The sequence below is a fragment of the Streptomyces sp. NPDC025833 genome (assembly GCF_055558055.1).
Genome location: NZ_JBVHNF010000002.1, coordinates 39,243 through 60,824 on the forward strand (window position 1 = coordinate 39,243; position 21,582 = coordinate 60,824).

Consider the following 21,582-nt stretch of genomic DNA (forward strand, 5'->3'; position numbering starts at 1 on the left):
GTGTGTCCGTGTGCGGTTCTCTCTCCGGTTCGTTCGCCGGCCCCACAGATCCTGCCGTCGGCGGCAGCGGACGTCCCTGGGCCTGGGACCCGTGTACGGGGGTGGATCTGACGACACCCACCGGTGCACCGGGGACCGGTGGGCGCACGGGCCGCCTCGCGCATGGCTGGTCTAGACCTTGACAGGTCCAGACCAGCAGGGATTGAGTGACCGGCACGTCACGTGGGCCCGCCGAGGTGCTCGGCGCGCCGCGCCGAAGGAGTGAGCAGCGCTGAAACGCATCAAGAGGTTCCTGACCGTACTGGGCGCCGTCGTCGCCACGGCCGCCTTCCTCCCCGCCGCCGCCGGAGTCGCCACCGCCGCGCCCGCCGCGGCGGCCGGGGACACGCCCGCCTGCGCGCCGTCGTGGAGCGCCACCACCGCCTACCCGTCCGGTGGCACCGTCTCCCACCACGGGCGCAACTGGAGCGCCAAGTGGTGGACGCAGAACGAGAATCCGGGCGCCACCGGCGTCTGGGCGGACCGGGGCGCCTGCGCCGGAGGGGTGTCGGACTTCGTCATCAGCGAGGCGCAGTTCGACGCGATCTTCCCGGAGCGCAACCCCTTCTACACCTACCAGGGGCTGATCGACGCGCTCCACGCCTACCCGGGCTTCGCCAACACGGGTACGCCGCAGACCCGGGCGCGGGAGGCCGCCGCCTTCCTGACGCACGCGGACTTCGAGTCGGTCGGGCTGCGGTACGTCAAGGAGATCAACGAGGCCAACTACTGGCGCAAGTGCGACGACAGCCAGCCCTACGGCTGCCCGGCGGGGCGGACGGCGTACTACGGCCGCGGCCCGATCATGTTCAGCTGGAACTTCAACTACAAGGCCGCCGGTGACGCGCTCGGCCTGGACCTGCTGCACGACCCGTGGATGGTGGAGCGCGACCCGTCGGTGGCCTGGCAGACCGCCCTCTGGTACTGGAACACCCAGAACGGTCCCGGCACGATGACCTCCCACGAGGCGATGGTCGGCGGCGCGGGCTTCGGCCAGACCATCCGCTCCCTCAACGGCGCGCTGGAGTGCGACGGCGGCAACCCGGAGTCGGTGGCGTCGAGGGTCGCCCGGTACGAGCGGATCACCGCGATCGTCGGCACGGCACCGGGGTCCGGGCTCACCTGCTGACGCAGACCGCTCCCGGGTCCCCCCTGCCCCGGTCCCGGCTCTTCGGAGCCGGGACCGGGGCGGCGCAGGAAGCGAGACGGGCAGCGGTGGCGAGGCCGGTGCCGTCGCCGGCGGTGGCCGGCAGGACTGCGGCGGTCCCCGACTCCGACGCCGGGCGGCGGCCCCGTCCGCGCCGGCCGGTGAGACCGCCGGGAGACCCGGTCCGTGGGACCGGGCTCCCGTACGCCCACGGGAATGCCGTCCCGCATGCTGGACGGGCGCGAAGATTCGTCGCGCGCGGAACACGCCGCACACGGCCCTCGTTCCCGATCGACGGGCGGTATCACCCCAGTTGACAGCGTGGCGGGCACGTGGCCGGCACTCCGGCGGAACGTCCTCGCACGTCGGCGGATCCGGTACGAGCTTTGGTCTAGACCTTGACAGGTTCAGACCACCTGGCTTGAGTGTGGTGGCCCCCCATGGCGGTGCCGCCCGTCGGCGACACCGCGCCGAAGGAGTTGATCCCGTGATCAAACGTGTCATGAGCCTGCTGGCCGCCCTCGCGGCGGCCGTCGCGACGTTCGTCTTCCTCCCCGCCGCAACGGCCGCCGCGGCCGCCTGCGCGCCTGCCTGGAACGCCTCGTCCGTCTACACGGGCGGCGGCTCCGCCTCGTACAACGGGCACAACTGGACCGCGAAGTGGTGGACGCAGAACGAGCGTCCGGGCACCTCGGCCGTCTGGGCCGACCAGGGCGTCTGCGGATCGGACGGCGGCGGTGCCGGCCAGCCCGACCCCTCGGGTTTCGTCGTCAGCGAGTCTCAGTTCAACCAGATGTTCCCGAACCGGAACTCCTTCTACACCTACAGCGGCCTCAAGGCGGCGCTGAGCGCCTACCCGGCCTTCGCCAACACCGGCAGCGACACGGTGAAGAAGCAGGAGGCGGCGGCGTTCCTCGCCAACGTCAGCCACGAGACCGGCGGTCTCGTCTACATCGTGGAGCAGAACACCGCCAACTACCCGCACTACTGCGACACCACCAAGTCCTACGGCTGCCCGGCCGGCCAGGCCGCCTACTACGGTCGCGGTCCCATCCAGCTCAGCTGGAACTTCAACTACAAGGCCGCCGGTGACGCCCTCGGCATCGACCTGCTGGGCAACCCCTATCAGGTGGAGCAGAACGCCGCCGTGGCCTGGAAGACCGGCCTGTGGTACTGGAACACGCAGAACGGCCCCGGCACCATGACGGCCCACAACGCCATGGTCAACGGCGCCGGTTTCGGTGAGACCATCCGCTCCATCAACGGCAGCCTGGAGTGCAACGGCGGCAACCCCGCCCAGGTCCAGAGCCGTGTCAGCAAGTACCAGGCGTTCGTCCAGATCCTCGGCACCACGCCCGGCTCGAACCTGAGCTGCTGAACTCGGTTCACCCCGAGGAGGTGGGGGCGTGCCCGGCGGCGGCCGGGTACGCCCCCGATTCGTTTCCCCGCGGTCGGCACGCGCCCCGGCGCCGGACGGACGCCGATGGCCGGCGACGGCGACTACCCCCCGTGAGCCGCTGCCGCCGCCGGCCCGGCGTCGTGACGCCGGGCGGTCCTCCCGCCCGTTCCGGGACGCCCGGCGGCATCCCCCGCCCCTCCGGTCGGCCCGTTCGGGGATCGCGGCCCGGATGCCCCGTCGCCACGGCATCCCGCGGATCACCCGTGCGAACCGCTCGTGGGCCGTCTGCCAGTGCCCGTGACACTCCGGCAGGTCACGCCACGAAGAACCCCGTTCGCAACCACGACGACTCCCCGTCGATCACCTGCCGTTGATCCGCCAGGGACGGCCCCGCCCGGCAACCCCCGCTGACAGCAGCGCCATCGCTCCCACGCCGTATCCGTCAGCTCTCCGCGACCCACCACACGATCGATCATCGGACACGGCCCAGCGGATGCCGGTACGGAGCGGTCAACCAGGCCATCGGTATCGGACAATCTCGGGCACTGGTCGGTCACTACGCGACATAGCGCTGCGAAGCCGTGCCGGCTGCGCTGAGCTGTCCACTCTCATCATCAGTCCGGGGGGCGAGTACGACGTTGAGCGACTTGGCCGAAGCAGCACCTGATCCCGCCGGCGCCGGGGAACCCGCGGAATGCCGGTGCGAGTCCCTGACGGCCGTGAATGCCCCGGGCGCCGAGGAGCGGTTCCGGGGGCTGCTGGAGGCGGCGCCGGACGCCATGGTCATCGTCGACCACACCGGCACCATCCGCCTCGTCAACGCCCAGACCGAAGCCCTCTTCGGCTACCGCCGCGAGGAACTCCTCGGCCACCCCGTCGAACTCCTCGTACCCGGCCGCTTCCGCGCCCACCACACCGAACACCGCAACGGCTACGCCCACAACCAGCAGGTCCGCCCCATGGGCGCCGGACTCGACCTCTACGGCCTGCGCAAGGACGGCACCGAGTTCCCCGTCGAGATCAGCCTCAGCCCCCTCGAAACCACCGACGGCCTCCTCGTCTCCGCCGCCGTCCGCGACGTCAGCGAACGCAAAGCGGCCGAGGAGCGGTTCCGGGGGCTGCTGGAGGCGGCGCCGGACGCCATGGTCATCGTCGACCACACCGGCACCATCCGCCTCGTCAACGCCCAGACCGAAGCCCTCTTCGGCTACCGCCGCGAGGAACTCCTCGGCCACCCCGTCGAACTCCTCGTACCGGGCCGCTTCCGCGCCCACCACACCGAACACCGCAACGGCTACGCCCACAACCAGCAGGTCCGCCCCATGGGTGCCGGACTCGACCTCTACGGCCTGCGCAAGGACGGCACCGAGTTCCCCGTCGAGATCAGCCTCAGCCCCCTCGAAACCACCGACGGCCTCCTCGTCTCCGCCGCCGTCCGCGACGTCAGCGAACGCAAAGCGGCCGAGGAGCGCATCAACGAGCTCGCCGCGCTGGTCGAGTCCTCGCAGGACGCGATCCTCGCCAAGACCCTCGACGGCCGCATCACGTACTGGAACGCCGCCGCGCAGCGGCTGTACGGGTTCACGGCGGAGGAGGTGATGGGGCGGCACGTGTCCGTGCTGGCACCGGCGGCGCGCGGGGACGAGATCACCGTGCTCCTGGAGCGGCTGCGCCGGGGCGAGAAGGTCGAGCACTTCGAGACGCTGCGGCTCACCCGCTCCGGGCGGCTGCTGGACGTCGACGTGACCCTGTGGCCGACCAGGGCGGCGGACGGCACGGTCGTCGGCGCGTGCGCCATCGTCCGGGACATCGGCGACCGCAAGCGCGCCGAGGCGGAGCTGACGGAGCTGTACGAGCAGCAGCGGCACATCGCCCTCACCCTCCAGCGCAGCCTGATGGGCACACCGCCCGCCATCCCCGGCCTGGCCACCGCGAGCCGGTACCGTCCCGCGACCCAGGGAGCCGGTGTCGGCGGCGACTGGTTCGACCTGATCCCGCTGGGCGCCGGCCGGGTCGGCGTGCTGATCGGCGACGTCATGGGCCGGGGGCTGGAGGCCGCGGCCGTCATGGGCCAACTGCGCTCCGCCGCGCACGCGCTGGCCAAGACCGGGTTGCAGCCGCGGCAGCTGATGCAGGCGATGGACACCGTCGTCGCCGACCTGGACGTCCCCGACCAACTGGTCACCTGCTGCTACCTGGTGATCGCCGCCGACGCGGGCGAGGTGACCGTGTGCTCCGCCGGTCACCTCCCGGTGCTGGTCGCCGCTCCCGGCGCGCCCACCCGGACGCTCGCGGCCCCCGTGAACGCCCCGCTCGGCGTCGGCGGGGTCATCTACGAGCAGTGCTGCGGCACCATCGAGCCCGGCGCCACCCTCGTGCTCTACACCGACGGTCTGGTGGAGACTCCCGGCACCGACATCGAGGACAAGCTCGACCAGCTCGTCAGCACCCTGGACGAGCTGCCGAGCGCGGCGCTCGACCTCGAGTCCGCCGCCGACCACGTCCTGTCGGCGCTGCTGCCCGACGCCGACGGCCACGACGACGTGACCCTGCTGCTGGTCCAGCTCCCCGCGGCTCCGCTCGCCACGGCCACCACCGAGCTGCCCGCGACCCCGCGGTCCGTGCCATTTGGCCGTGAGTTCCTCGACAAGGCGCTGGGCGCCTGGGGGTGCGCGGGGGCGACGGACGACGCGCTCCTGCTGCTCTCCGAGGTGCTCACCAACGCCGTGCAGCACGCCCAGGGCCCCCTCGGGGTCCACGTGTGCCGCACCGACACCGATCTCACCGTGGAGGTCAGCGACCGCAGCCTGCACCTGCCGCAGCCACGTCTCGCGGCGCGGGACGAGGAGTCCGGGCGCGGCCTGCTGCTCGTGCGCACCCTCGCCGACGACTGGGGGGTGCGGCCGACCGACGAGGGGAAGACGACCTGGTTCAGCCTCAAGCTGTGAGCGGGCGCGCCGCCGTCCCGCGGCGGGGTTGACGCACACCGCCACGCGTGCAAGTGTGACGGATTCCAAGATCAACAGAGACCGGAAGCCGACAGGACGAGCCCATGGCGAAGAGGAAGATCCAGAACGAGCAGGAGGTGATCCGCTGGTTCGAGGAAGGCAGGACGTACCAGTGGATGATCGACGAGTACCGGCGCAAGTACGGCATCGAGACCGTCTCCTCCATGTGGGGCAACTTCCGCCGGCGCCGGGGGCTCGACCGGCGTATCACCCGCGACGACGACCTGATCCCGTGGGAGGTCAAGGAGCGGCACCGCTGGAAGTACCCGGTCGCGATGCTCCGCGTCGAGGCGCGGCTGCGGGACGGGCGCGAGCTGACCGACAACGACCGGGACCGGCTCAGGTCGTGGAAGCGGATGCTGGCGGAGCAGGGGGCCGTGGTGCACTACGACCCCGACACCGAGGAGGGCTTCTCCTACGTACCCCGCCGGGAGGGCGACGACGACCTCATCCACCGGCCGGCGCGCAAGACCACCTCCCGGCCGAACGCGAACAACCGCTGACGCGGCGGAGCGGCAGGGGCGCTCCGGGCGCGCGCCGGCTCGTCGCGGCGATCCCACGGTGACGGGCGTGAGCCGTGGTGCGCCCCCCTGCCCGGCGGACCGCCGCTTGCCATCGGCGAGATCGCAGCATTACTGTCACCGTGCCTTGGTGAACGGGAAATTCGGTGTGATGCCGGTGCGGCCCTCGCCACTGTGATCGGGAAGTCCGGCTCCGGCCCTCGCGGGCAGCCACTGGGTCCTCGGACCCGGGAAGGCGGAGCACTGGACGGTGGTACCCGTAAGCCAGGAGACCGGCCGAGGCGCGTCAACCATCCACGAGGTGCTGGAGAGGGTCTGCCGAGCCATGCACATAGCCGAGGGCTTCCTGCCTCCGGCGCACGCCGTCGCCTGGGGCGTCGCGTCCGCGCCGTTCGTCGTCCACGGAGTCCGCTCACTCAGCCGCGAGGTCAGGGCGCATCCCGAGAGCACCCTGCTCCTCGGCGCGTCCGGAGCGTTCACCTTCGTCCTGTCCGCCCTGAAGCTGCCGTCGGTGACCGGGAGCTGCTCGCACCCCACCGGCACCGGCCTGGGCGCCATCCTGTTCCGCCCACCGGTCATGACGGTGCTGGGCACCATCACCCTGTTGTTCCAGGCCCTGTTGCTCGCCCACGGCGGCCTGACCACGCTCGGGGCCAACGTCTTCTCCATGGCGATCGCCGGCCCCTGGGCGGGGTACGCCGTCTACCGGCTGCTCCGGCGCTTCGACGCGCCCCTGGCGGTCACCGTCTTCTGCGGCGCGTTCGTCGCCGACCTGTCCACCTACTGCGTCACCAGCGTGCAGCTGGCCCTGGCGTTCCCCGACCCCGGCAGCGGATTCCTCGGCGCGCTGGGCAAGTTCGGTTCCATCTTCGCCGTCACACAGATCCCGCTCGCGGTCAGCGAGGGCCTGCTCACGGTGCTCGTCATGCGGCTGCTGGTGCAGTCCAGCAAGGGCGAGCTGACCCGGCTCGGCGTACTGGTCCCCGGCCGCCGGAGCGCTACGAAGACGGAGGCGGTGGCCCGATGAGCCGGAACACGAAGATCAACGCGCTTCTGCTGCTCGCCGTGGCCGCGCTGGCGGTCCTCCCCCTCGCGCTCGGACTGGGCGACCACAAGAAGGAGCCCTTCACGGGCGCCGACACCGAGGCGCAGACGGCGATCACGGAGATCGAGCCGGACTACAAGCCGTGGTTCTCCCCGCTGTACGAACCCCCGTCCGGGGAGATCGAGTCGGCGCTCTTCGCGGTGCAGGCCGCCCTCGGCGCCGGCGTCCTCGCGTACTACTTCGGACTGCGCCGAGGGCGGCGCCAGGGCGAACAGCGGGCCGTGGCCGCCGCGCACGGTGCGGAGGAGCCCCGGCACCCCGCCGCACCCGCGGGTGATTCCCCGGCCGAACGGACCTGACCCGGCGTGCTACCGATCGACGCGGCGGCGTACGGCAGTCGCTGGCGCCGCCGCCACCCCGTGGACAAGGCCGTGCTGGGGCTCGGGCTCACCGCCCTCGCGGTCCTGCTGCCACCGTGGCCCGGCGGGGCCCTCGTCCTGGTGACCACGCTCGGCGTGCTCCTGGGCCCCGCCGGGGTCCCCGGCCGCCGGCTGTGGCGGGCCTACCGCGTGCCGCTGGGCTTCTGCCTGACCGGAGCGGCGACCCTGCTGGTCCGGATCGGCGGCCCCGGCGCGTTCGTCGGGCCGGCCGAGGGCGGCCCGGTGCGCGCCGGGGAAGTGCTGCTGCGCACCTCGGCCGCCTCCCTGGGGCTCCTGCTGTTCGCGTTCACCACCCCGATGTCCGACCTGCTGCCGTGCCTGCTGCGGGCCGGTGTGCCCGCCCCCGTCGTGGACGTCGCGATGGTGATGTACCGGATGAGCTTCCTCCTCCTGGACTCGGTCCGCCGGATCCGCGAGGCGCAGGCGGCCCGGCTCGGCCACACCACCCGGGCCGCCGCCTGGCGCTCCCTGGCCGGACTCGGCGCCGTCGCCTTCGTCCGCGCCTTCGACCGGGCCGCGCGGCTGCAGGCCGGACTCGCGGGGCGCGGCTACGACGGCACGCTGCGCGTCCTGCCGTCCGGCGCCCGCGTGTCCGCCCGGTTCGTGACCGCGAGCCTCGCCCTGCTCGCGGCCCTGGCCGCCCTCACCCTCGTACTCGAAAGGCCGCTTGCATGAGCGATCACGCCCTCGTCGCCCTGCGGGGAGCGACCTTCGCCTACGAGGACGGGCCCACCGTCTTCGCGGACCTGGACTTCCCGGTGCGCGAGGGGCGCGCCCTGGCCCTGCTCGGCCGCAACGGCAGCGGCAAGACCACGCTGATGCGGCTGCTCAGCGGCGGACTGCGGCCGGACGCCGGGCGGTTGACCCTCGCGGGCGAGCCGGTGGCGTACGACCGCAAGGGCCTCACCCGTCTGCGTACTACGGTTCAGCTCGTGCTCCAGGACCCCGACGACCAGTTGTTCGCCGCCTCCGTCGCCCAGGACGTGTCGTTCGGGCCGCTCAACCTGGGCCTGACCGCGACGGAAGTCCGCGAACGGGTCGACGAGGCGCTCACGGCCCTGGACATCACCGCCCTGTCCGACCGCCCGACCCATCTGCTCTCCTACGGTCAGCGCAAACGGGCCGCCATCGCCGGGGCGGTCGCGCTGCGGCCGAGGGTGCTCATCCTCGACGAGCCCACCGCGGGGCTGGACCCGGACGGCCAAGAGCGCCTGCTGACCACCCTGGCCGCCCTGCGCCGCGACGGCACCACCGTGGTGATGGCCACCCACGACGTCGACCTCGCCCTGCGCTGGGCCGACGACGTGGCACTGCTCACGCCGTCCGGCGTGCACACCGGCCCGGCCGCCCCCGCCCTGGCGCGCACCGACCTGCTGGAGCGGGCGGGGCTGCGGCTGCCCTGGGGCATCGCCGCCGGCCGGGTGCTCCGCGCGCACGGACTCCTGGCGGACACCACTCCGGGCCCGCGGACCGCGGAGGAACTGGCCGCCCTGGGCCGTCCCGTGGGGTCGTAGGACCAGGGCGGCGGACGGCGGACGGGCCGGCCGCCCGTCCGTCGTCCCGGTGCGGAGCGTCAGGCGCACGCCTTGCTGGTGTCGCCGTCCTCGCGGGCGGCCGACCCACGGGCGGCCGTCGTGGTCCCGCCCTGATCCGTCCGGACGGTCGTCGTACCGGAGCCGTACGCCCCGGCGGCGCTCGTGCCCCAGGGCCGCGGGTCGGACACGGACGCCCGGGCGCGGGCGCGGACCGCCCGTAGACTGTGGTCCCGAACGACCGGGCGGGCCGGCGGGCCGCCCGGTTCCGCACGGGAGACCCAGGGAGCGCTCTTGCCCGGCCGACGTCGTATCGCTGAAGCGGAGGAACTCGCGGAGGCGAAGCTGGACGGCATGCCCGTCCGGCGGGAGCAGATGGCGGCCGTGGCCAACATCCACCGGGCCGCCTCCGCGGTGCGGCACCACCTGGAGAACTCCGTCCTGCGCGGCGCCGACCTGACCTGGACCGCGTTCGTCGTGCTGTGGGTGGTGTGGGTGTGGGGTGAGTCGGAGACCCGGCACGTCGCCGAGGAGGCGGGTGTCTCGAAGGGCACCCTGACCGGGGTCTCCCGCACCCTGGAGGCACGTGGGCTGCTGCGCCGCGCCGGCCACCCCACCGACGGCCGGCTGGTGCTGCTGAGCCTGACGGAGCGGGGCGAGGAGTTCATGCGGCGCGTGTTCCCCGAGTTCAACGCGGAAGAGGCGTTCGTGACCTCGCGGTTGAGCGACGAGGAGTGCCGCGTGCTCGCCGACGGGCTGCGGCGCGTGGTCGTGCAGGTGGAGCAGCACGGCGAGGAGCGCCGCAGGTCACTGCTGAACGGCGCGGAGCCCGCCCCCCGGCGCAGCGGCCGCCGCGCCAAGGGCTGAACCGCCGCCGCTCGGGCCGGGTCTCGCGCGCGCGGCGTGCACCAGGGCGTCGAACAGGCGCTGTTGGGCCGGGTCCGTCGCCGCGGTGTCCTCGGGGTGCCACTGCACGGCCAGGAACCAGCCGCCGCTTCCGGGGGCCTCCACGGCCTCGACCGTGCCGTCGGCGGCGCGGGCGGTGGCGACGAGTCCCGCGCCGAGCCGGTCGACGTGCTGGTGGTGGTAGCAGGACGCCTGGATCCTCCCGGTCCCGGTGACGGCCGCGACGGCGGAGCCCGGGGTGAGGGACACCGCGTGCCTGACGTGCCGGTGCTCCCGGCCCGGCCCGCCCATGTCCTGGTGCAGGGTGCCGCCCCGGACGGTGTTGACGACCTGGAGGCCGCGGCAGACCGCCAGCAGGGGCAGCCCGAGCGCCAACGCCTGGCGGGCCACCTCCAGGTCGAAGGCGTCCTGTTCGTGGTCCACGTCGTAGACGGCCCGATGGGTCTCGTCGGCCCCGTAGAGGTGCGGTGAGAGGTCTCCGCCGCCGGGGAGCAGGACGCCGTCGAAGCGGGCGACGCGGGCCGCGGTCAGTACCGGGTCGCAGAGGCCGGCGGGGGCGTACGGATGGAGGGTGACGGGTTCTCCGCCCGCCCGCCAGACCGCCTCGGCCAGCGCCCGCGCGGTGACCTCGGCCCCGTGGCGCAGGGCCGACGCGGTGGCGGAGAAACGCGCCGGCACCGCGATGAGGGGGCGGTCGGCGGCGCTCACAGCTGGATCCAGGTGGTCTTCAGTTCGGTGTACTTCTCCAGGGCGTGGACGGACTTGTCGCGTCCGTTGCCCGACTGTTTCATGCCGCCGAAGGGCACCGTCAGATCGCCCTCCTCGTAGCAGTTGACCCAGACCGTGCCGGCCCGCAGCGCGCGCGAGACCCGGTGCGCCGTGGACAGGTCGGAGGTCCACAGGCCCGCGGCGAGGCCGTAGTCGGTGTCGTTGGCGAGGGCCACCGCCTCGTCGAGGTCGTCGAAGGAGAGGACGGACAGGACGGGGCCGAAGATCTCCTCGCGGGCCAGCCGGCTGTCGGGGGCGACGCGGTCGAAGACGGTGGGCTGGAGGTACACGCCTCCGGTGTCCGCCAGGATGCGCTCTCCCCCGGTGCGCAGCCGTGCGCCGGCGTCGGCACCGGCGTGGATGTGGCCGAGCACCCGGTCGAGGTGGTCCCGGCCGGCCAGTGCGCCCATCTCGGTGGCCGGGTCCAGGGGGTCGCCGACGCGCAGGGTGCGGGCCCGCTCGACGACCGCCTCGGTGACCTGTTCGGCGATGGAGGAGTGGACCAGGAGCCGGGAGGGCGCGGTGCACATCTCGCCCTGGTTGAAGAAGATGCCCCAGGCGGCGGTGGCGGCGGCCTTCGCCAGGTCGGGGGCGTCGGGGAGGATGATGTTGGGCGATTTGCCGCCGAGTTCGAGCCAGACGCGCTTGAGGTTGGAGTCGGCGGCGTAGCGCAGGAAGTGCCGACCCACGGCGGTGGAGCCGGTGAAGGCGAGGACGTCCACGCCGGGGTGGAGGCCGAGGGCGCGTCCGGCGACCGGTCCGTCGCCGCTCACGACGTTCAGGACACCGGGTGGCAGCCCGGCCTCGGTGGCGATCCGGGCGAGGAGCAGGGCGGACAGCGGTGCGTTCTCGGAGGGTTTCAGGACGACCGTGCAGCCGGCGGCGAGCGCGGGGGCGATCTTCCAGCCCGCGAGCGTCAGGGGGAAGTTCCAGGGCACGACGGCGCCCACGACGCCTGCCGGTTCCCGGGTGACGAGGGCGAGGGCGTCGGGCGCGGTGTGCGGGGACTCGTCGGTGAGTTTGTCGGCGAGCTGGCCGTACCAGCGGAAGGTGCCGATCAGGGCGCGCAGTTCGATGTCGTGGGCGTCGGTGACCGGTTTGCCCATCTCCAGGCTGACGGTGAGCGCGAGGTCGGCGCGCCGGGTCTCGATCAGGTCGGCGACGCGCAGCAGGATCCGGCCGCGTTCGGCGGGGGCGAGCCGTGGCCAGGGGCCGCTGTCGAAGGCGCGGCGGGCCGCGGCGACGGCCAGGTCGACCTCCGCCGCGCCGCCGTCGGCCACGTCGGCCAGGGGCCGGCCGTCGCGGGGCGACACGACGGTGAACGTGCCGCCTCCGTCGTGTTCGGCTCCGTCGATGACGTGCGGGCCGGGGAACCGGAGTGCACGGGCCCGGCGGATCCAGTCGTCGTGGGTGGCGTCCGTCATGCGTCCTCGTCTCGTTCTTCGGCGGGCGGCGGTCGCGGGCGGGGGTGCGTCGTCGTCCGGGTGGGCCGGGTGGGCCCGGGTGGGTGGAACAGGTCGCGGGCGGGCACGGCGCCGCGGGGGGACCGGGCGGCCGGAGCCCGTCGGGGGTCCGGGTCGCCGGTACGTGAAGGCGGTCCGGGGACCGGGCGGTTCAGCTCCCGGCCTCGTCCGAGTCGTCGCCCCCGCCGTCGGCCTCGGCCAGCCTGCGCAGCAGGGCGCGCAGCTCCGACAGTGCCTCCTCGGTCACGTCCCGCTCGCCGAAGACGAGCTGGTGCAGCACCAGCCCCTCCAGCGCGGCGAAGACCAGCCGGGACAGTCCCTCACCGGCCGGGCGGGCGAGGATCCGGGACAGCTCCCGCCGGGTCGCGTCGAGGTACCCGTCGTAGAGGCCGCGGAGCTGGGGCATCAGTTCCGGCCGGCGCCGGGCCTCCAGGAGCAGTTCGTACTGGAACGCCTGGATCTCCGGTCCCGACGCCACCATCTCGCCCAGACCGGCGGCGAAGCCGGCCGCCGTGCCGTCCCCGGTGTCGAGGGCGTTGACCCGGAGGGAGGAGCGGACGGCGTGGTCGACGGCCTCCTCGATGAGTGCGTCGCGGGAGCCGAAGTGGTGGACGACGAGCCCGTGGGTGACCCCGGCCTCCTCGGCGACGGCCCGGTAGGTCAGCTTGCGCAGACCGCCCCGGGCCACGACGCGTACGGCGGCGTCCAGCAGGGCCGCCCGGCCCGTCCCGTAGTGCGTGACGCGCTTGCGGGGGCCGCGCTCGGGCGCGGGCTCGGCGGGACCGTTCATGCGGCCGACCCTACCGGCGCGGGCCGCTCAGCGCCTGGGCGGCCTGATGCCACGGAACTCCCAGTCGCCGCCGAGCGCGGTGGACAGCACCTCCTCGGACTCGGTCGGCTGGGCCCCGACGTCGCTGCGGACGGCGGTGGGGCCGGTGACGACGTGGTTGGTGAGCCGGCCGAGACCCTCGACCTCCACCTCGACGACGTCACCGGGCCGTACGGGGCGGGAGTTGGCCGGCGTGCCGGACAGCAGGACGTCGCCGGGGAACAGGGTGATGGTGCGGGCGATGTCCGCGACGAGGTAGTGCATGTCCCAGGTCATCTCGTCGGTGGAGCCGTCCTGGACGACCTCCCCGTTGACGTAGGTGCGCAGCCGCTTGCCGTGGAAGTCCCAGTCGGTGACGAGGCCGGGGCCGAGCGGGCACAGGGTGTCGGAGCCCTTGACGCGGAGCATGGACCCGGCGTCGGTGTCGCGGAAGTCGTGCAGTCCGAAGTCGTTGGCGACGGTGTAGCCGGCGATGTACTCCCCCGCGCTGGAGGGCGCGATGTTGCGGGCCGTCCGCCCGATGACGATGGCCACCTCGCCCTCGTAGTTGAGCCACTTGCAGCCCTCGGGGCGGACGATCGCGCCGCCGTGGCCGTTCAGCGCCGAGGTCGGCTTGTGGAAGTAGGTGGGGGTGTCCGGCAGGCCGATGCGGAACTCCTCGACCCGGCTGCGGTGGTTGAGGTGGACGGCGATCACCTTGGACGGGACGACGGGCGGCAGGTGGTGGGCGTCCTCGGCCCTGACGCGGCGACCGTCCCCGGCGACCAGTTCGTCACCGTCGCGGACGGTCTCCACTGCTGCGCCGTCCAGGAGGACACGGCGGTACTCGGGCATGGCGGGGCCTTTCTAGGCGCGGCTGGAGGGGGCGGGCGGGGCGGACGGCCGGGGGGCGGTCCAGCCGTCGGCCGGGCGGTCGAACCAGAGCAGGACCTGGCCGGTGCCGACGGAGTTCTCGTACTCGCCGTACTGGCGGCCCTGCGCGGTGCACGCCCGCTCGCCGAGGGCGCCGGCCATCATCAGGTAGTGGAAGAACTTCGCCTCGGGCTTGTACGTCCAGAACTCGTCCATGGTGTCGAGGACCTTGTCGTGCCGGCCCTGGGTGAACCAGGCGATGCGTTCGAGGTCGGCCGCCCGGGCTTCGGGGGTGAAGATGTGGGACGGGTCGCTGGCCTCGTGGGCGCGCAGTTCGCGCAGCGGCCAGAAGGTGTGCGACAGGGCGCCGGAGGCGATCACCAGCACGCGCCGGCCCGGGGTGGCGGCGATGCCGTCGGCCAGTGCGCGGCCCAGGCGCAGGTGGTCCTCCATGTCGCCGGTCTGGCAGACGCCGATGGTGACCCAGCGCTTGCCGGGCAGGCCCTCGCCGAGGTACTTCCACAGGTTGAGGGTGGCGTAGTAGATCGGCAGGTACGTGTCGTCGATCGGGGTGATCCAGGTGCCGTGCCGGTCGGCGAACGAGGCGATGTTCCGGGCGAGTTCGGGGTCGCCGGGGAAGTCGTAGGGCATGCGGCACATGCCGCGCGGGAGTTCCTCGGAGGTGAACAGCCCGGCCCGGCGGGGCTGGGCGGTGACGACGAACTCCACGGTGGTGGCCCAGTGGGAGTCGAGCACGACGACGGTGTCGTAGTCGTCCGACTCGAAGACGTCCCGGCGCAGTTGCCGCAGGCCGGTGACGAGGGTGATCTCCTTGCCCTCGTTCAGTTCCAGCCGGGTCCGCTCGGGGAGCACGATGGTGGGGACGTGGGCGAGGAGGCCCGCGCCGACGATCTCACCCATGGTCGGGCCTGCCCTCCGGTGCGGTGACGGTGTTCTTGAGGTCGCAGTAGAAGTCGAAGCTCCAGGTGCCGCCCTCGCGGCCGACGCCGGAGTGGCGGGAGCCGCCGAAGGGCGCCCGGAGGTCGCGGACGAAGAAGCAGTTGACCCAGACGGTGCCGGCGACCAGGCGTGCGGTGACCCGTTCGGCGCGCCGGGGGTCGCCGGTGGCGACGGTGGCGGCCAGGCCGAACCGGGTGTCGTTGGCCAGGCGGACGGCCTCGTCCTCGTCCCGGAAGGTCTGCAGGGTCAGGACGGGGCCGAAGACCTCCTCCTGGACGATCTCGGAGTCCTGCCGCACGTCGGTGAGGAGGGTGGGGGCGTAGTAGTTGTCCTCGCGGCGGTGGCCGCCGATGACCGCGCGGGCGCCGGCCGCGAGGGCCCGCCGTACGAAGCCGTCGATCTTCTCCAGTTGGCGGGGGTGGATGTTGGGGCCGATGTCGGTGGCCTCGTCGCGCGGGTCGCCCTGCCGGAGCCGGGACGCCCGGTCGGTGAACCGGCGGGTGAACTCCTCGGCGACGCTCTCGTCCACGAGGATGCGGGTGGCCGCCAGGCAGACCTGGCCGGCGTTGTCGTACTGCTCGACGGCCAGGTCGGCGGCGAGGTCCAGGTCGGCGTCGGCGAAGACCAGCAGGGGTGACTTGCCGCCGAGTTCCAGGCTGAGCGGGGTGAGGTTGGCGGCGGCCGACGCGGCGATGTGCCGGGCGGTGGGCACGGACCCGGTGAAGCTGATGCGGCGCACGTCCGGGTGGGCGGTGAGGGCGTCGCCGATCTCGGAGCCGTAGCCCTGCACGACGTTCAGGACGCCCGCCGGGAGTCCGGCGTCGGCCGCGATGTCGGCGAGGAGGGAGGCGGTGAGCGGGGACCACTCGGCCGGTTTGAGCACGACCGTGTCGCCGGCGGCGAGGGCCGGGGCCACCTTCCACGTGGCGAGCATCAGGGGTGCGTTCCACGGGGTGATCAGCACGCAGGGGCCGGCCGGGTCCCAGGTGACGTGGTTGGTGTGGCCGCGGGTGGTGAAGTCCTTGTGCTCCAGCTCCAGCAGCCGGTCGGCGAAGAAGCGGAAGTTGTGGGCGACGCGGGGCATGACGCCGCGGCGGTGCGAGCGCAGGAGCGCGCCGTTGTCCGCGGTCTCGACGGCCGCGAGTTCCTCGGTGCGCCGCTCGACGCCGTCGGCGATGGCGTGCAGGACGCGGGCGCGTTCGGCGCGCGGGGTGGCGGCCCAGCCGGGGAAGGCGGCCTTGGCGGTGGCCACGGCCGCGGCGGCCTCCGCCGGGGTGCCCCGGGAGATCTCCCCGAGGGTGCTGCCGTCGATGGGTGAGACGTCGGTGAAGGTGCCGGCGGAGGCGACGCGTTCGCCGCCGATCCAGTGCCGGGTGTCGACGGTGACCCCGGCGACGGTGGTGAGGTGTTCGCTCATGTCCTGTGGCTCCTGAGGGTGGGTGCGGGGCGCCGCGGTCACCGGGCGGCGGGGGTGTGCGACTCCAGGAGCCGGCCGCCGTCCCAGACCACGCCGACCTGCCGGTAGTACGCGGCGATCGGTTCCCGGATCTCCAGCCGGGCCAGTTCCTCCGTGGGGGCCTCGAACAGGGTGAGTTCGGCGTCGCCGGTCCAGGACTGCCCGCCCTCGACCGAGGCCGCGCCGGACTCGACCAGTTCGTCCAGGGCGAGGCCCCCGTCCTTCTCGATGGCGGGCAGCCAGCGGTGGTGGGCCATCGGGTGGGCGTTGACGAATCCGTTCGTCGCGGACGGTTCGCGCAGGGTGACGACGGCCTCGGCGAGCCGTCGGTCCGCCGCGGCGAGGGTGGCGCCGAAGCGGGCGCCGGCCTCGATGCGCGGGGCGGGCCCGTACGGGTGGGGGCGGGTCTGGTGGATGGAGCCGAGCTTCTTCGGGTAGCCCTGGTGCAGTCCGCGGGCGACGGCGAAGTCCTTGTCGACCCAGATGTACACGCAGCGGGTGTAGGTGCGGCCCCGGTACGCGCAGCGGACGACGGCGAACGCCTCCTTGTACTGGGCCAGTACCGGGTCGAGCAGCTCCTGGCCCGGGGCGGCGCAGGACTGCCAGTCGGCCCAGATCAGGGCGACCGCGCCGGGGTCCTCGTCGGCGAGTTCCAGGGGTGCGGGCAGCAGTTCGCGCACGCGGGCCGGGTCGGTCCGGTACTCGACGGTCAGCAGGTCGCCGGAGTAGTGCCAGGGCGGTGCGGGGATCAGCGACGACCGGCCCGTCGCCGTCTTGGGGTGGAAGTATCCGCGGACACTGGTCACTGGGGGCTCCTTGGGGGCTGAGCGGTCGGGGCGGGCCGCCGGGGACGGAACGTTCGGCGCGTCACGCGGCCGCGGGGGTGCGGGCCTCGGCGTCCGGGTCCCGGGCCGTCCCGGGCAGGCTCGCGGCCGCCCGCGGGCGGGTGGCGCGAAGGGTGCCTGGCCGGTGCGGACGGACGCGGGGTGCGGGTGCGTACGCGGGGGCCGTGTTCCCGGCACGTGTTCCTGTCGGCGGCCGGACGACCAACTCGTTTGACTCCAAACAAGATAGGAAGCGGCACCGGCCGGGTCAAGAGCTATCCGCATGGATAAATATCTGCCGCACACCCCTTGCGGGAAGGCGGCGGCCCTCCCTAGCGTTTGCCGCCAGCCAGTGTGCGCCTCCCGCCTCTTCGCGGTCCGAGGCCGCCGCTTCCTTCCCTCTCCCCCAGCGCCCGAGCCCGGGGAGCCTCCCCCTTTCCCAGAGGAGACACCGGTGAGCGCATCCGACACCGAACCCGTCCGCCGGCACATGGCGCGGCTGGCCGCCGAGGGCATCGACGTGGTCCGGGTGACCTATCCCGACCTCATCGGCACCGAGCGGGCCCGGGACGTGCTGCTGGACCACCTCCCCTCGGTCTGCGACCACGGCCTGGCGTTCTGCCGCGCCGTCTACCACACGAGCCCCCAGGGCGACACGGTCCCGGTCCCCGGCGGCCTGGACGCGGGCCTGCCCGACATCCACGTCGTCCCCGACCTGGACACGCTCCGCCCGCTGCCGTGGGAGCCCGGGGTCGCCACCTGCCTCGGCGACGTCGTCGACCCGGCGACCGGCCTGCCCGCCCCGGAGTCCCCCCGCGACCTGCTGCGCGCCGTCCTCGGGCGGTGCGCCGAGCACGGCCTGCGCCCGGTGGTCGGCCCGGAGCTGGAGTACTTCCTGTGCGACGCCTCCCCCGACGACGCGCGGGGCTGGCGCCGCTACAGCGACGCCGCCGGCGCCATCTACACCGCCGGGCTGCGCGCGGACCGGGACAACCACCTGCTGCGCACCCTGCGTCTGCTGCGCGGCCTGGACATCGGGGTGAGCGGCGGCAACCACGAGTACGACGGCGCGCAGTTCGAGATCAACCTGACCCACTCCGACGCCCTCGACGCCGCCGACCGCGCCTTCCGCTTCAAGTCCGCGGTCAAGGAACTGGCCCGCGCGGAGGGCCGGCTGGCCACCTTCATGGCCAAGCCCTTCGGCGACGCCGGCGGTTCGGGCTTCCACCTCCACCTGTCGTGCGTGGACGACGAGGGCGGCACCGTCTTCGCGGACCCGGCCGCGCCGTACGGCCTGTCCGCCACCGCCCGGCACGCCGTGGCGGGCATCCTCGCCCACGCGCCGGCGCTCGCCGCCCTGGCCAACCCGACGGTCAACTCCTACAAGCGCTTCGGCCCGGACACCCTGGCGCCCTGGCTGATCGACTGGGGGCTGGACAACCGCAGTGCCATGGTCCGCATACCGCCCGAGCGCGGGGCCGGCGCGCGCCTCGAACTGCGCCTCGGCGACGCGAGCGCCAACCCGTACCTCTTGATCGCCGGGACCCTCGCCGCGGCCCTGCTCGGCGTCCTGGCCGGCGAGGAGCCGCCCGCCCCGCTGGAGGGCTACGGGTACGACGCCACGCGGTCGGCGGTGCTGCCGGGCACCCTGTCCGCGGCCCTCGACGCGCTGGAGGCGGACGCCGAGCTGACCGGGCTGCTCGGCAAGCAGTTCACCTCCTCCTACCTGGCGTACAAGCGGGACGAGGTCGCGCGCTTCCACCGGCACGTCACCGACTGGGAGTTCACGGAGTACGCCTACCACCTGTGACGCGGAAGCCGGTACGCCCCCCGCCCCGCCGTACGACCGGCGGGGCGGGGGGCGTTCGGGCTCGTGCCGCGGTTCAGTCCGGGTCGCGGCGGAAGAACGTCTTGCCAGCGATCCGCCACACCCCGTCCTCCCGCACCAGGGAGAAGTGGTTGGTGAAGTCGTGGCCCTGGTAGCCGCGTTCGTCGAGCACGGCCACGGCCACCTCGCCGCTCACCTCGACGGAGCGGATCTCGTAGGTGTAGTGCGGGGCCCACTCGGCGACGGCGGAGTCGGCCGCCACCACCTCGCAGAACGCATCGATCGGCGCGGACACGAGGTCCGGGCCGAGGTAGCCCCACATGTACGCGTCCGGGCGGAAGGCCGCCCGGACCGCCTGCGGGTCGCCGGCGGCCACCGCCGTCGCGTAGGCCCGCACGGCGGCCTGGACGCCGTCGTGTTCCGCGGCGCGGTCGTTCATCGGTGTCTCCTGCGGGGTGCGGCGCGGATCAGCCATGGTGGATCCAGACGCCCTTGGTCTCGGTGAACACGTCCAGGGCGTGGGAGCCCATCTCCCGGCCCCAGCCGCTGGCCCCGAATCCGCCCCAGGGGGCGGCGGGGTCGGGCACGGGCGGCATGTTGACGAACACCGCGCCCGCGCGGACGCCCGCCGCCAGCCGGTGGGCGGTGGACAGGTCCCGGGTCCACACCGCGGCGGCCAGGCCGTAGCGGGTGTCGTTGGCCCGGGCCACCAGTTCGTCCTCGTCCTCGTAGGTGAGCACCGGCAGCACGGGGCCGAAGACCTCCTGCCGCGCGATGGACATCCGGTCCCGCACGCCCGTGAGGACGGTCGGCCGGTAGAAGTTGCCCCGCTCCAGGGGGCCGTCGGCGCGTGTTCCGCCGGTGACCAGCTCGGCGCCCTCGGCCACCCCCGCCCGCACCAGCGTGTCCACCCGGCGCAGGTGGTCGTCGGTGACCAGGGGCCCGAGCTGGGTGTCCGGGGACAGGCCGGGGCCCAGGCGCAGGGCGTCCACGGCGGCCGCGAGCTTCGCGGTGAACTCCTCGGCCCGGTGCCGGTCCACGTAGAAGCGCGCGTACGCGGCGCACACCTGCCCGCTGTTGAGCAGCGCCCCCTGCACGTTGCCCTGGACGGCGGCGTCGATGTCGGCGTCCCGGGCGATGATGCTGGGGGCCTTGCCGCCCAGTTCCAGGGTGACCCGCTTCAGGTCGTCCGCCGAGGACCGGACGATCTCCTGTCCCACCTCGGTGGAACCGGTGAAGGAGACCTTGTCGACCCCCGGGTGCGCCCTGAGGGCCCGGCCGGTCCCGGGGCCGCCGGTCAGCAGGTTGACCACACCCGGTGGGAAGCCGGCCTCCTCGCACAGCCGCACCAGGTGCAGGCTGGTCAGCGGGGTCTGCTCGGCGGGTTTCAGGATCACGGTGTTGCCGCAGGCCAGCGCGGGCGCCAGCTTCCACGCCGCGATCATCAGCGGGAAGTTCCAGGGGGTGATGAGCGCGCACACCCCGACCGGTTCCCGGCGGGTGTAGTGCAGGGTGCCGGGGAAGGAGACGGGGCTGACCGCCCCCTCGATCTTCGTCACCCAGCCCGCGTAGTAGCGGAAGTGCTCCGCGGCCCCGGCGACGCTGACCGAGCGGGCCACGCCCAGCGGCTGCCCCTGGTCCCGCGTCTCCAGTTCGGCGAGTGCGGCGGCGTCGCGGTCGATCAGTTCGGCGACCCGCCACAGCAGCCTCGCCCGCTGGGCCGCGGGCATCGCCGCCCACGCGGGGTCGTCCAGCGCCCGCCGCGCGGCGTCCACGGCGGCGTCGGCCTCCGCCCGGCCGGCCTGGGCACAGCTGCCCAGCACCGAGCCGGTGGCCGGATCGCGGGTGGTGAACTCCGCCCCGTCCGCGGCGGCCGTCCACTCACCTCCGATGAAGAGCCGGCCTCGTACGTCCATACAGGGTCCTTTTCTGGTCGTCGGCATGGCCCGGGCGCCGCGGTTTCGCGGTCATCCGGCGATGTTCCGCATCAGCCGGTCGACATAGGCGCGGTACTCGGGGATGAGTGAGCCGTCCGGGAACATCAGGGAGGTGACGTTGGCACCGATGGAGACGGAGATGATCTCCCCGGCCAGTGCGGTCACCGCGGGGGCGTCGGCGCTCTCGCCCTTGCCCCGCGCCGCGGCGATCCGCTCGGCCAGCAGCCGGCGCCAGGCGTGCAGGTGCTCGCGGTACAGCGTGGCGAGTTCCTCGTTGGCGACCGAGTGCTCCCACAGCGCGAGCAGCACGCGCGCGGAGTCGATGCGGTACGCGTCGAGGGGCAGCGTCGCCTCGACGTCGTGCCGCAGCGCCTCCCTCGGATCGGGCGACGGGGCGTCCGCCCCGATCCGCTCGCTCATCTCCGCCAGCACGCTCTGGAACGTGGCGGCCACGATGCTGTCCTTGCTGGGGAAGTAGCGCTTCAGCGCACCGTTGGCGAAACCCGCCTCGGCGACGATGCTCCGCATGGTCGCGGCCTCGAAGCCGCCCTGGATGATGAGCTTTTTCGCGACCGCGACGATCTCCCGCCGCCGCTGATCGTGATCGATAATCTTCGGCATGGTTTTC

20 protein-coding genes, 1 pseudogene and 1 riboswitch are annotated in these 21,582 nt (G+C 73.4%); of the genes and pseudogenes, 10 read left to right on the plus strand and 11 right to left on the minus strand.

Features of this window, described 5'->3' with window-relative positions; genetic code table 11:
* Positions 1-271 precede the first annotated feature (271 nt).
* Both ACZ4K2_RS02885 and ACZ4K2_RS02890 read left to right on the plus strand, forming a co-directional pair.
* Positions 272-1,168, plus strand: a complete 897-nt coding sequence (locus ACZ4K2_RS02885; protein ID WP_467470464.1) for a glycoside hydrolase family 19 protein — start codon at positions 272-274, stop codon at positions 1,166-1,168.
* A 505-nt stretch (positions 1,169-1,673) separates the two neighbouring features.
* On the plus strand, positions 1,674-2,564 hold the full coding sequence (locus ACZ4K2_RS02890) for a glycoside hydrolase family 19 protein (protein WP_467469806.1): 891 nt from the start codon (positions 1,674-1,676) through the stop codon (positions 2,562-2,564).
* A 255-nt stretch (positions 2,565-2,819) separates the two neighbouring features.
* Here ACZ4K2_RS02890 and ACZ4K2_RS02895 read toward each other — a convergent pair.
* A pseudogene (locus ACZ4K2_RS02895) lies at positions 2,820-3,049 on the minus strand (transposase); the annotation flags it as partial.
* A 255-nt stretch (positions 3,050-3,304) separates the two neighbouring features.
* Between ACZ4K2_RS02895 and ACZ4K2_RS02900 the strand changes: the two are divergent.
* The 7 genes from ACZ4K2_RS02900 (at position 3,305) to ACZ4K2_RS02930 (ending at position 9,998) form a co-directional block, all read left to right on the plus strand.
* A complete protein-coding gene (locus ACZ4K2_RS02900) occupies positions 3,305-5,533 on the plus strand; it encodes a SpoIIE family protein phosphatase (protein WP_467469808.1) in 2,229 nt (742 codons plus the stop codon).
* 104 nt (positions 5,534-5,637) lie between these two features.
* Positions 5,638-6,096, plus strand: coding sequence for a hypothetical protein (locus ACZ4K2_RS02905; RefSeq protein WP_467469810.1), 459 nt, complete (start codon positions 5,638-5,640; stop codon positions 6,094-6,096).
* Positions 6,097-6,225: 129 nt separating this feature from the next.
* Positions 6,226-6,409, plus strand: a riboswitch (cobalamin riboswitch).
* Positions 6,410-6,439: 30 nt separating this feature from the next.
* Positions 6,440-7,141 carry an energy-coupling factor ABC transporter permease gene (locus ACZ4K2_RS02910; RefSeq protein ID WP_467469812.1) on the plus strand — a complete coding sequence of 234 codons (702 nt, stop codon included), beginning with the start codon at positions 6,440-6,442 and terminating at the stop codon, positions 7,139-7,141.
* Positions 7,138-7,518, plus strand: coding sequence for an energy-coupling factor ABC transporter substrate-binding protein (locus ACZ4K2_RS02915; RefSeq protein WP_467469814.1), 381 nt, complete (start codon positions 7,138-7,140; stop codon positions 7,516-7,518). The genes ACZ4K2_RS02910 and ACZ4K2_RS02915 overlap by 4 nt, the downstream gene beginning before the upstream one ends.
* Positions 7,519-7,524: 6 nt before the next feature.
* Positions 7,525-8,274 carry a cobalt ECF transporter T component CbiQ gene (gene cbiQ, locus ACZ4K2_RS02920; protein ID WP_467469816.1) on the plus strand — a complete coding sequence of 250 codons (750 nt, stop codon included), beginning with the start codon at positions 7,525-7,527 and terminating at the stop codon, positions 8,272-8,274.
* A complete protein-coding gene (locus tag ACZ4K2_RS02925) occupies positions 8,271-9,113 on the plus strand; it encodes an energy-coupling factor ABC transporter ATP-binding protein (RefSeq protein ID WP_467469818.1) in 843 nt (280 codons plus the stop codon). The genes cbiQ and ACZ4K2_RS02925 overlap by 4 nt, the downstream gene beginning before the upstream one ends.
* Before the next feature lie 312 nt (positions 9,114-9,425).
* Positions 9,426-9,998, plus strand: a complete 573-nt coding sequence (locus ACZ4K2_RS02930; protein WP_467469820.1) for a MarR family winged helix-turn-helix transcriptional regulator — start codon at positions 9,426-9,428, stop codon at positions 9,996-9,998.
* Here ACZ4K2_RS02930 and ACZ4K2_RS02935 read toward each other — a convergent pair.
* The 7 genes from ACZ4K2_RS02935 to ACZ4K2_RS02965 form a co-directional block, all read right to left on the minus strand.
* Entirely contained in the window at positions 9,939-10,745 is an 807-nt protein-coding gene (locus ACZ4K2_RS02935; protein WP_467469822.1) for a gamma-glutamyl-gamma-aminobutyrate hydrolase family protein, read from the minus strand. The genes ACZ4K2_RS02930 and ACZ4K2_RS02935 overlap by 60 nt on opposite strands.
* Positions 10,742-12,229 carry an aldehyde dehydrogenase gene (locus tag ACZ4K2_RS02940; protein WP_467469824.1) on the minus strand — a complete coding sequence of 496 codons (1,488 nt, stop codon included), beginning with the start codon at positions 12,227-12,229 and terminating at the stop codon, positions 10,742-10,744. The genes ACZ4K2_RS02935 and ACZ4K2_RS02940 overlap by 4 nt, the downstream gene beginning before the upstream one ends.
* A 190-nt stretch (positions 12,230-12,419) precedes the next feature.
* A complete protein-coding gene (locus ACZ4K2_RS02945; RefSeq protein WP_467469826.1) occupies positions 12,420-13,058 on the minus strand; it encodes a TetR/AcrR family transcriptional regulator in 639 nt (212 codons plus the stop codon).
* 27 nt (positions 13,059-13,085) lie between these two features.
* Positions 13,086-13,931 (minus strand): fumarylacetoacetate hydrolase family protein, encoded by an 846-nt coding sequence (locus ACZ4K2_RS02950; protein ID WP_467469828.1) that lies wholly within the window; start codon positions 13,929-13,931, stop codon positions 13,086-13,088.
* A gap of 12 nt (positions 13,932-13,943) precedes the next feature.
* Positions 13,944-14,870, minus strand: a complete 927-nt coding sequence (locus tag ACZ4K2_RS02955; RefSeq protein ID WP_467469830.1) for a 3,4-dihydroxyphenylacetate 2,3-dioxygenase — start codon at positions 14,868-14,870, stop codon at positions 13,944-13,946.
* Positions 14,863-16,326 carry an aldehyde dehydrogenase gene (locus tag ACZ4K2_RS02960; RefSeq protein ID WP_467469832.1) on the minus strand — a complete coding sequence of 488 codons (1,464 nt, stop codon included), beginning with the start codon at positions 16,324-16,326 and terminating at the stop codon, positions 14,863-14,865. The genes ACZ4K2_RS02955 and ACZ4K2_RS02960 overlap by 8 nt, the downstream gene beginning before the upstream one ends.
* Before the next feature lie 38 nt (positions 16,327-16,364).
* Positions 16,365-17,171 (minus strand): acetoacetate decarboxylase family protein, encoded by an 807-nt coding sequence (locus ACZ4K2_RS02965; RefSeq protein ID WP_467469833.1) that lies wholly within the window; start codon positions 17,169-17,171, stop codon positions 16,365-16,367.
* Between the two features lie 472 nt (positions 17,172-17,643).
* On the opposite strand from ACZ4K2_RS02965, the gene ACZ4K2_RS02970 reads away from it, so the two are divergent.
* Positions 17,644-18,999 (plus strand): glutamine synthetase family protein, encoded by a 1,356-nt coding sequence (locus ACZ4K2_RS02970; RefSeq protein ID WP_467469834.1) that lies wholly within the window; start codon positions 17,644-17,646, stop codon positions 18,997-18,999.
* Positions 19,000-19,072: 73 nt separating this feature from the next.
* Here ACZ4K2_RS02970 and ACZ4K2_RS02975 read toward each other — a convergent pair whose 3' ends face one another.
* The 3 genes from ACZ4K2_RS02975 to ACZ4K2_RS02985 are packed head-to-tail and all read right to left on the minus strand — an operon-like array spanning position 19,073 to position 21,575.
* On the minus strand, positions 19,073-19,492 hold the full coding sequence (locus tag ACZ4K2_RS02975; RefSeq protein WP_467469836.1) for a nuclear transport factor 2 family protein: 420 nt from the start codon (positions 19,490-19,492) through the stop codon (positions 19,073-19,075).
* Entirely contained in the window at positions 19,485-20,933 is a 1,449-nt protein-coding gene (locus ACZ4K2_RS02980) for an aldehyde dehydrogenase family protein (RefSeq protein WP_467469837.1), read from the minus strand. Before ACZ4K2_RS02980 ends, ACZ4K2_RS02975 begins: the two co-directional genes overlap by 8 nt.
* Before the next feature lie 51 nt (positions 20,934-20,984).
* Positions 20,985-21,575: a TetR/AcrR family transcriptional regulator gene (locus ACZ4K2_RS02985; protein WP_467469839.1), complete on the minus strand. Its 591-nt coding sequence runs from the start codon at positions 21,573-21,575 to the stop codon at positions 20,985-20,987.
* Between the last annotated feature and the right edge of the window lie 7 nt (positions 21,576-21,582).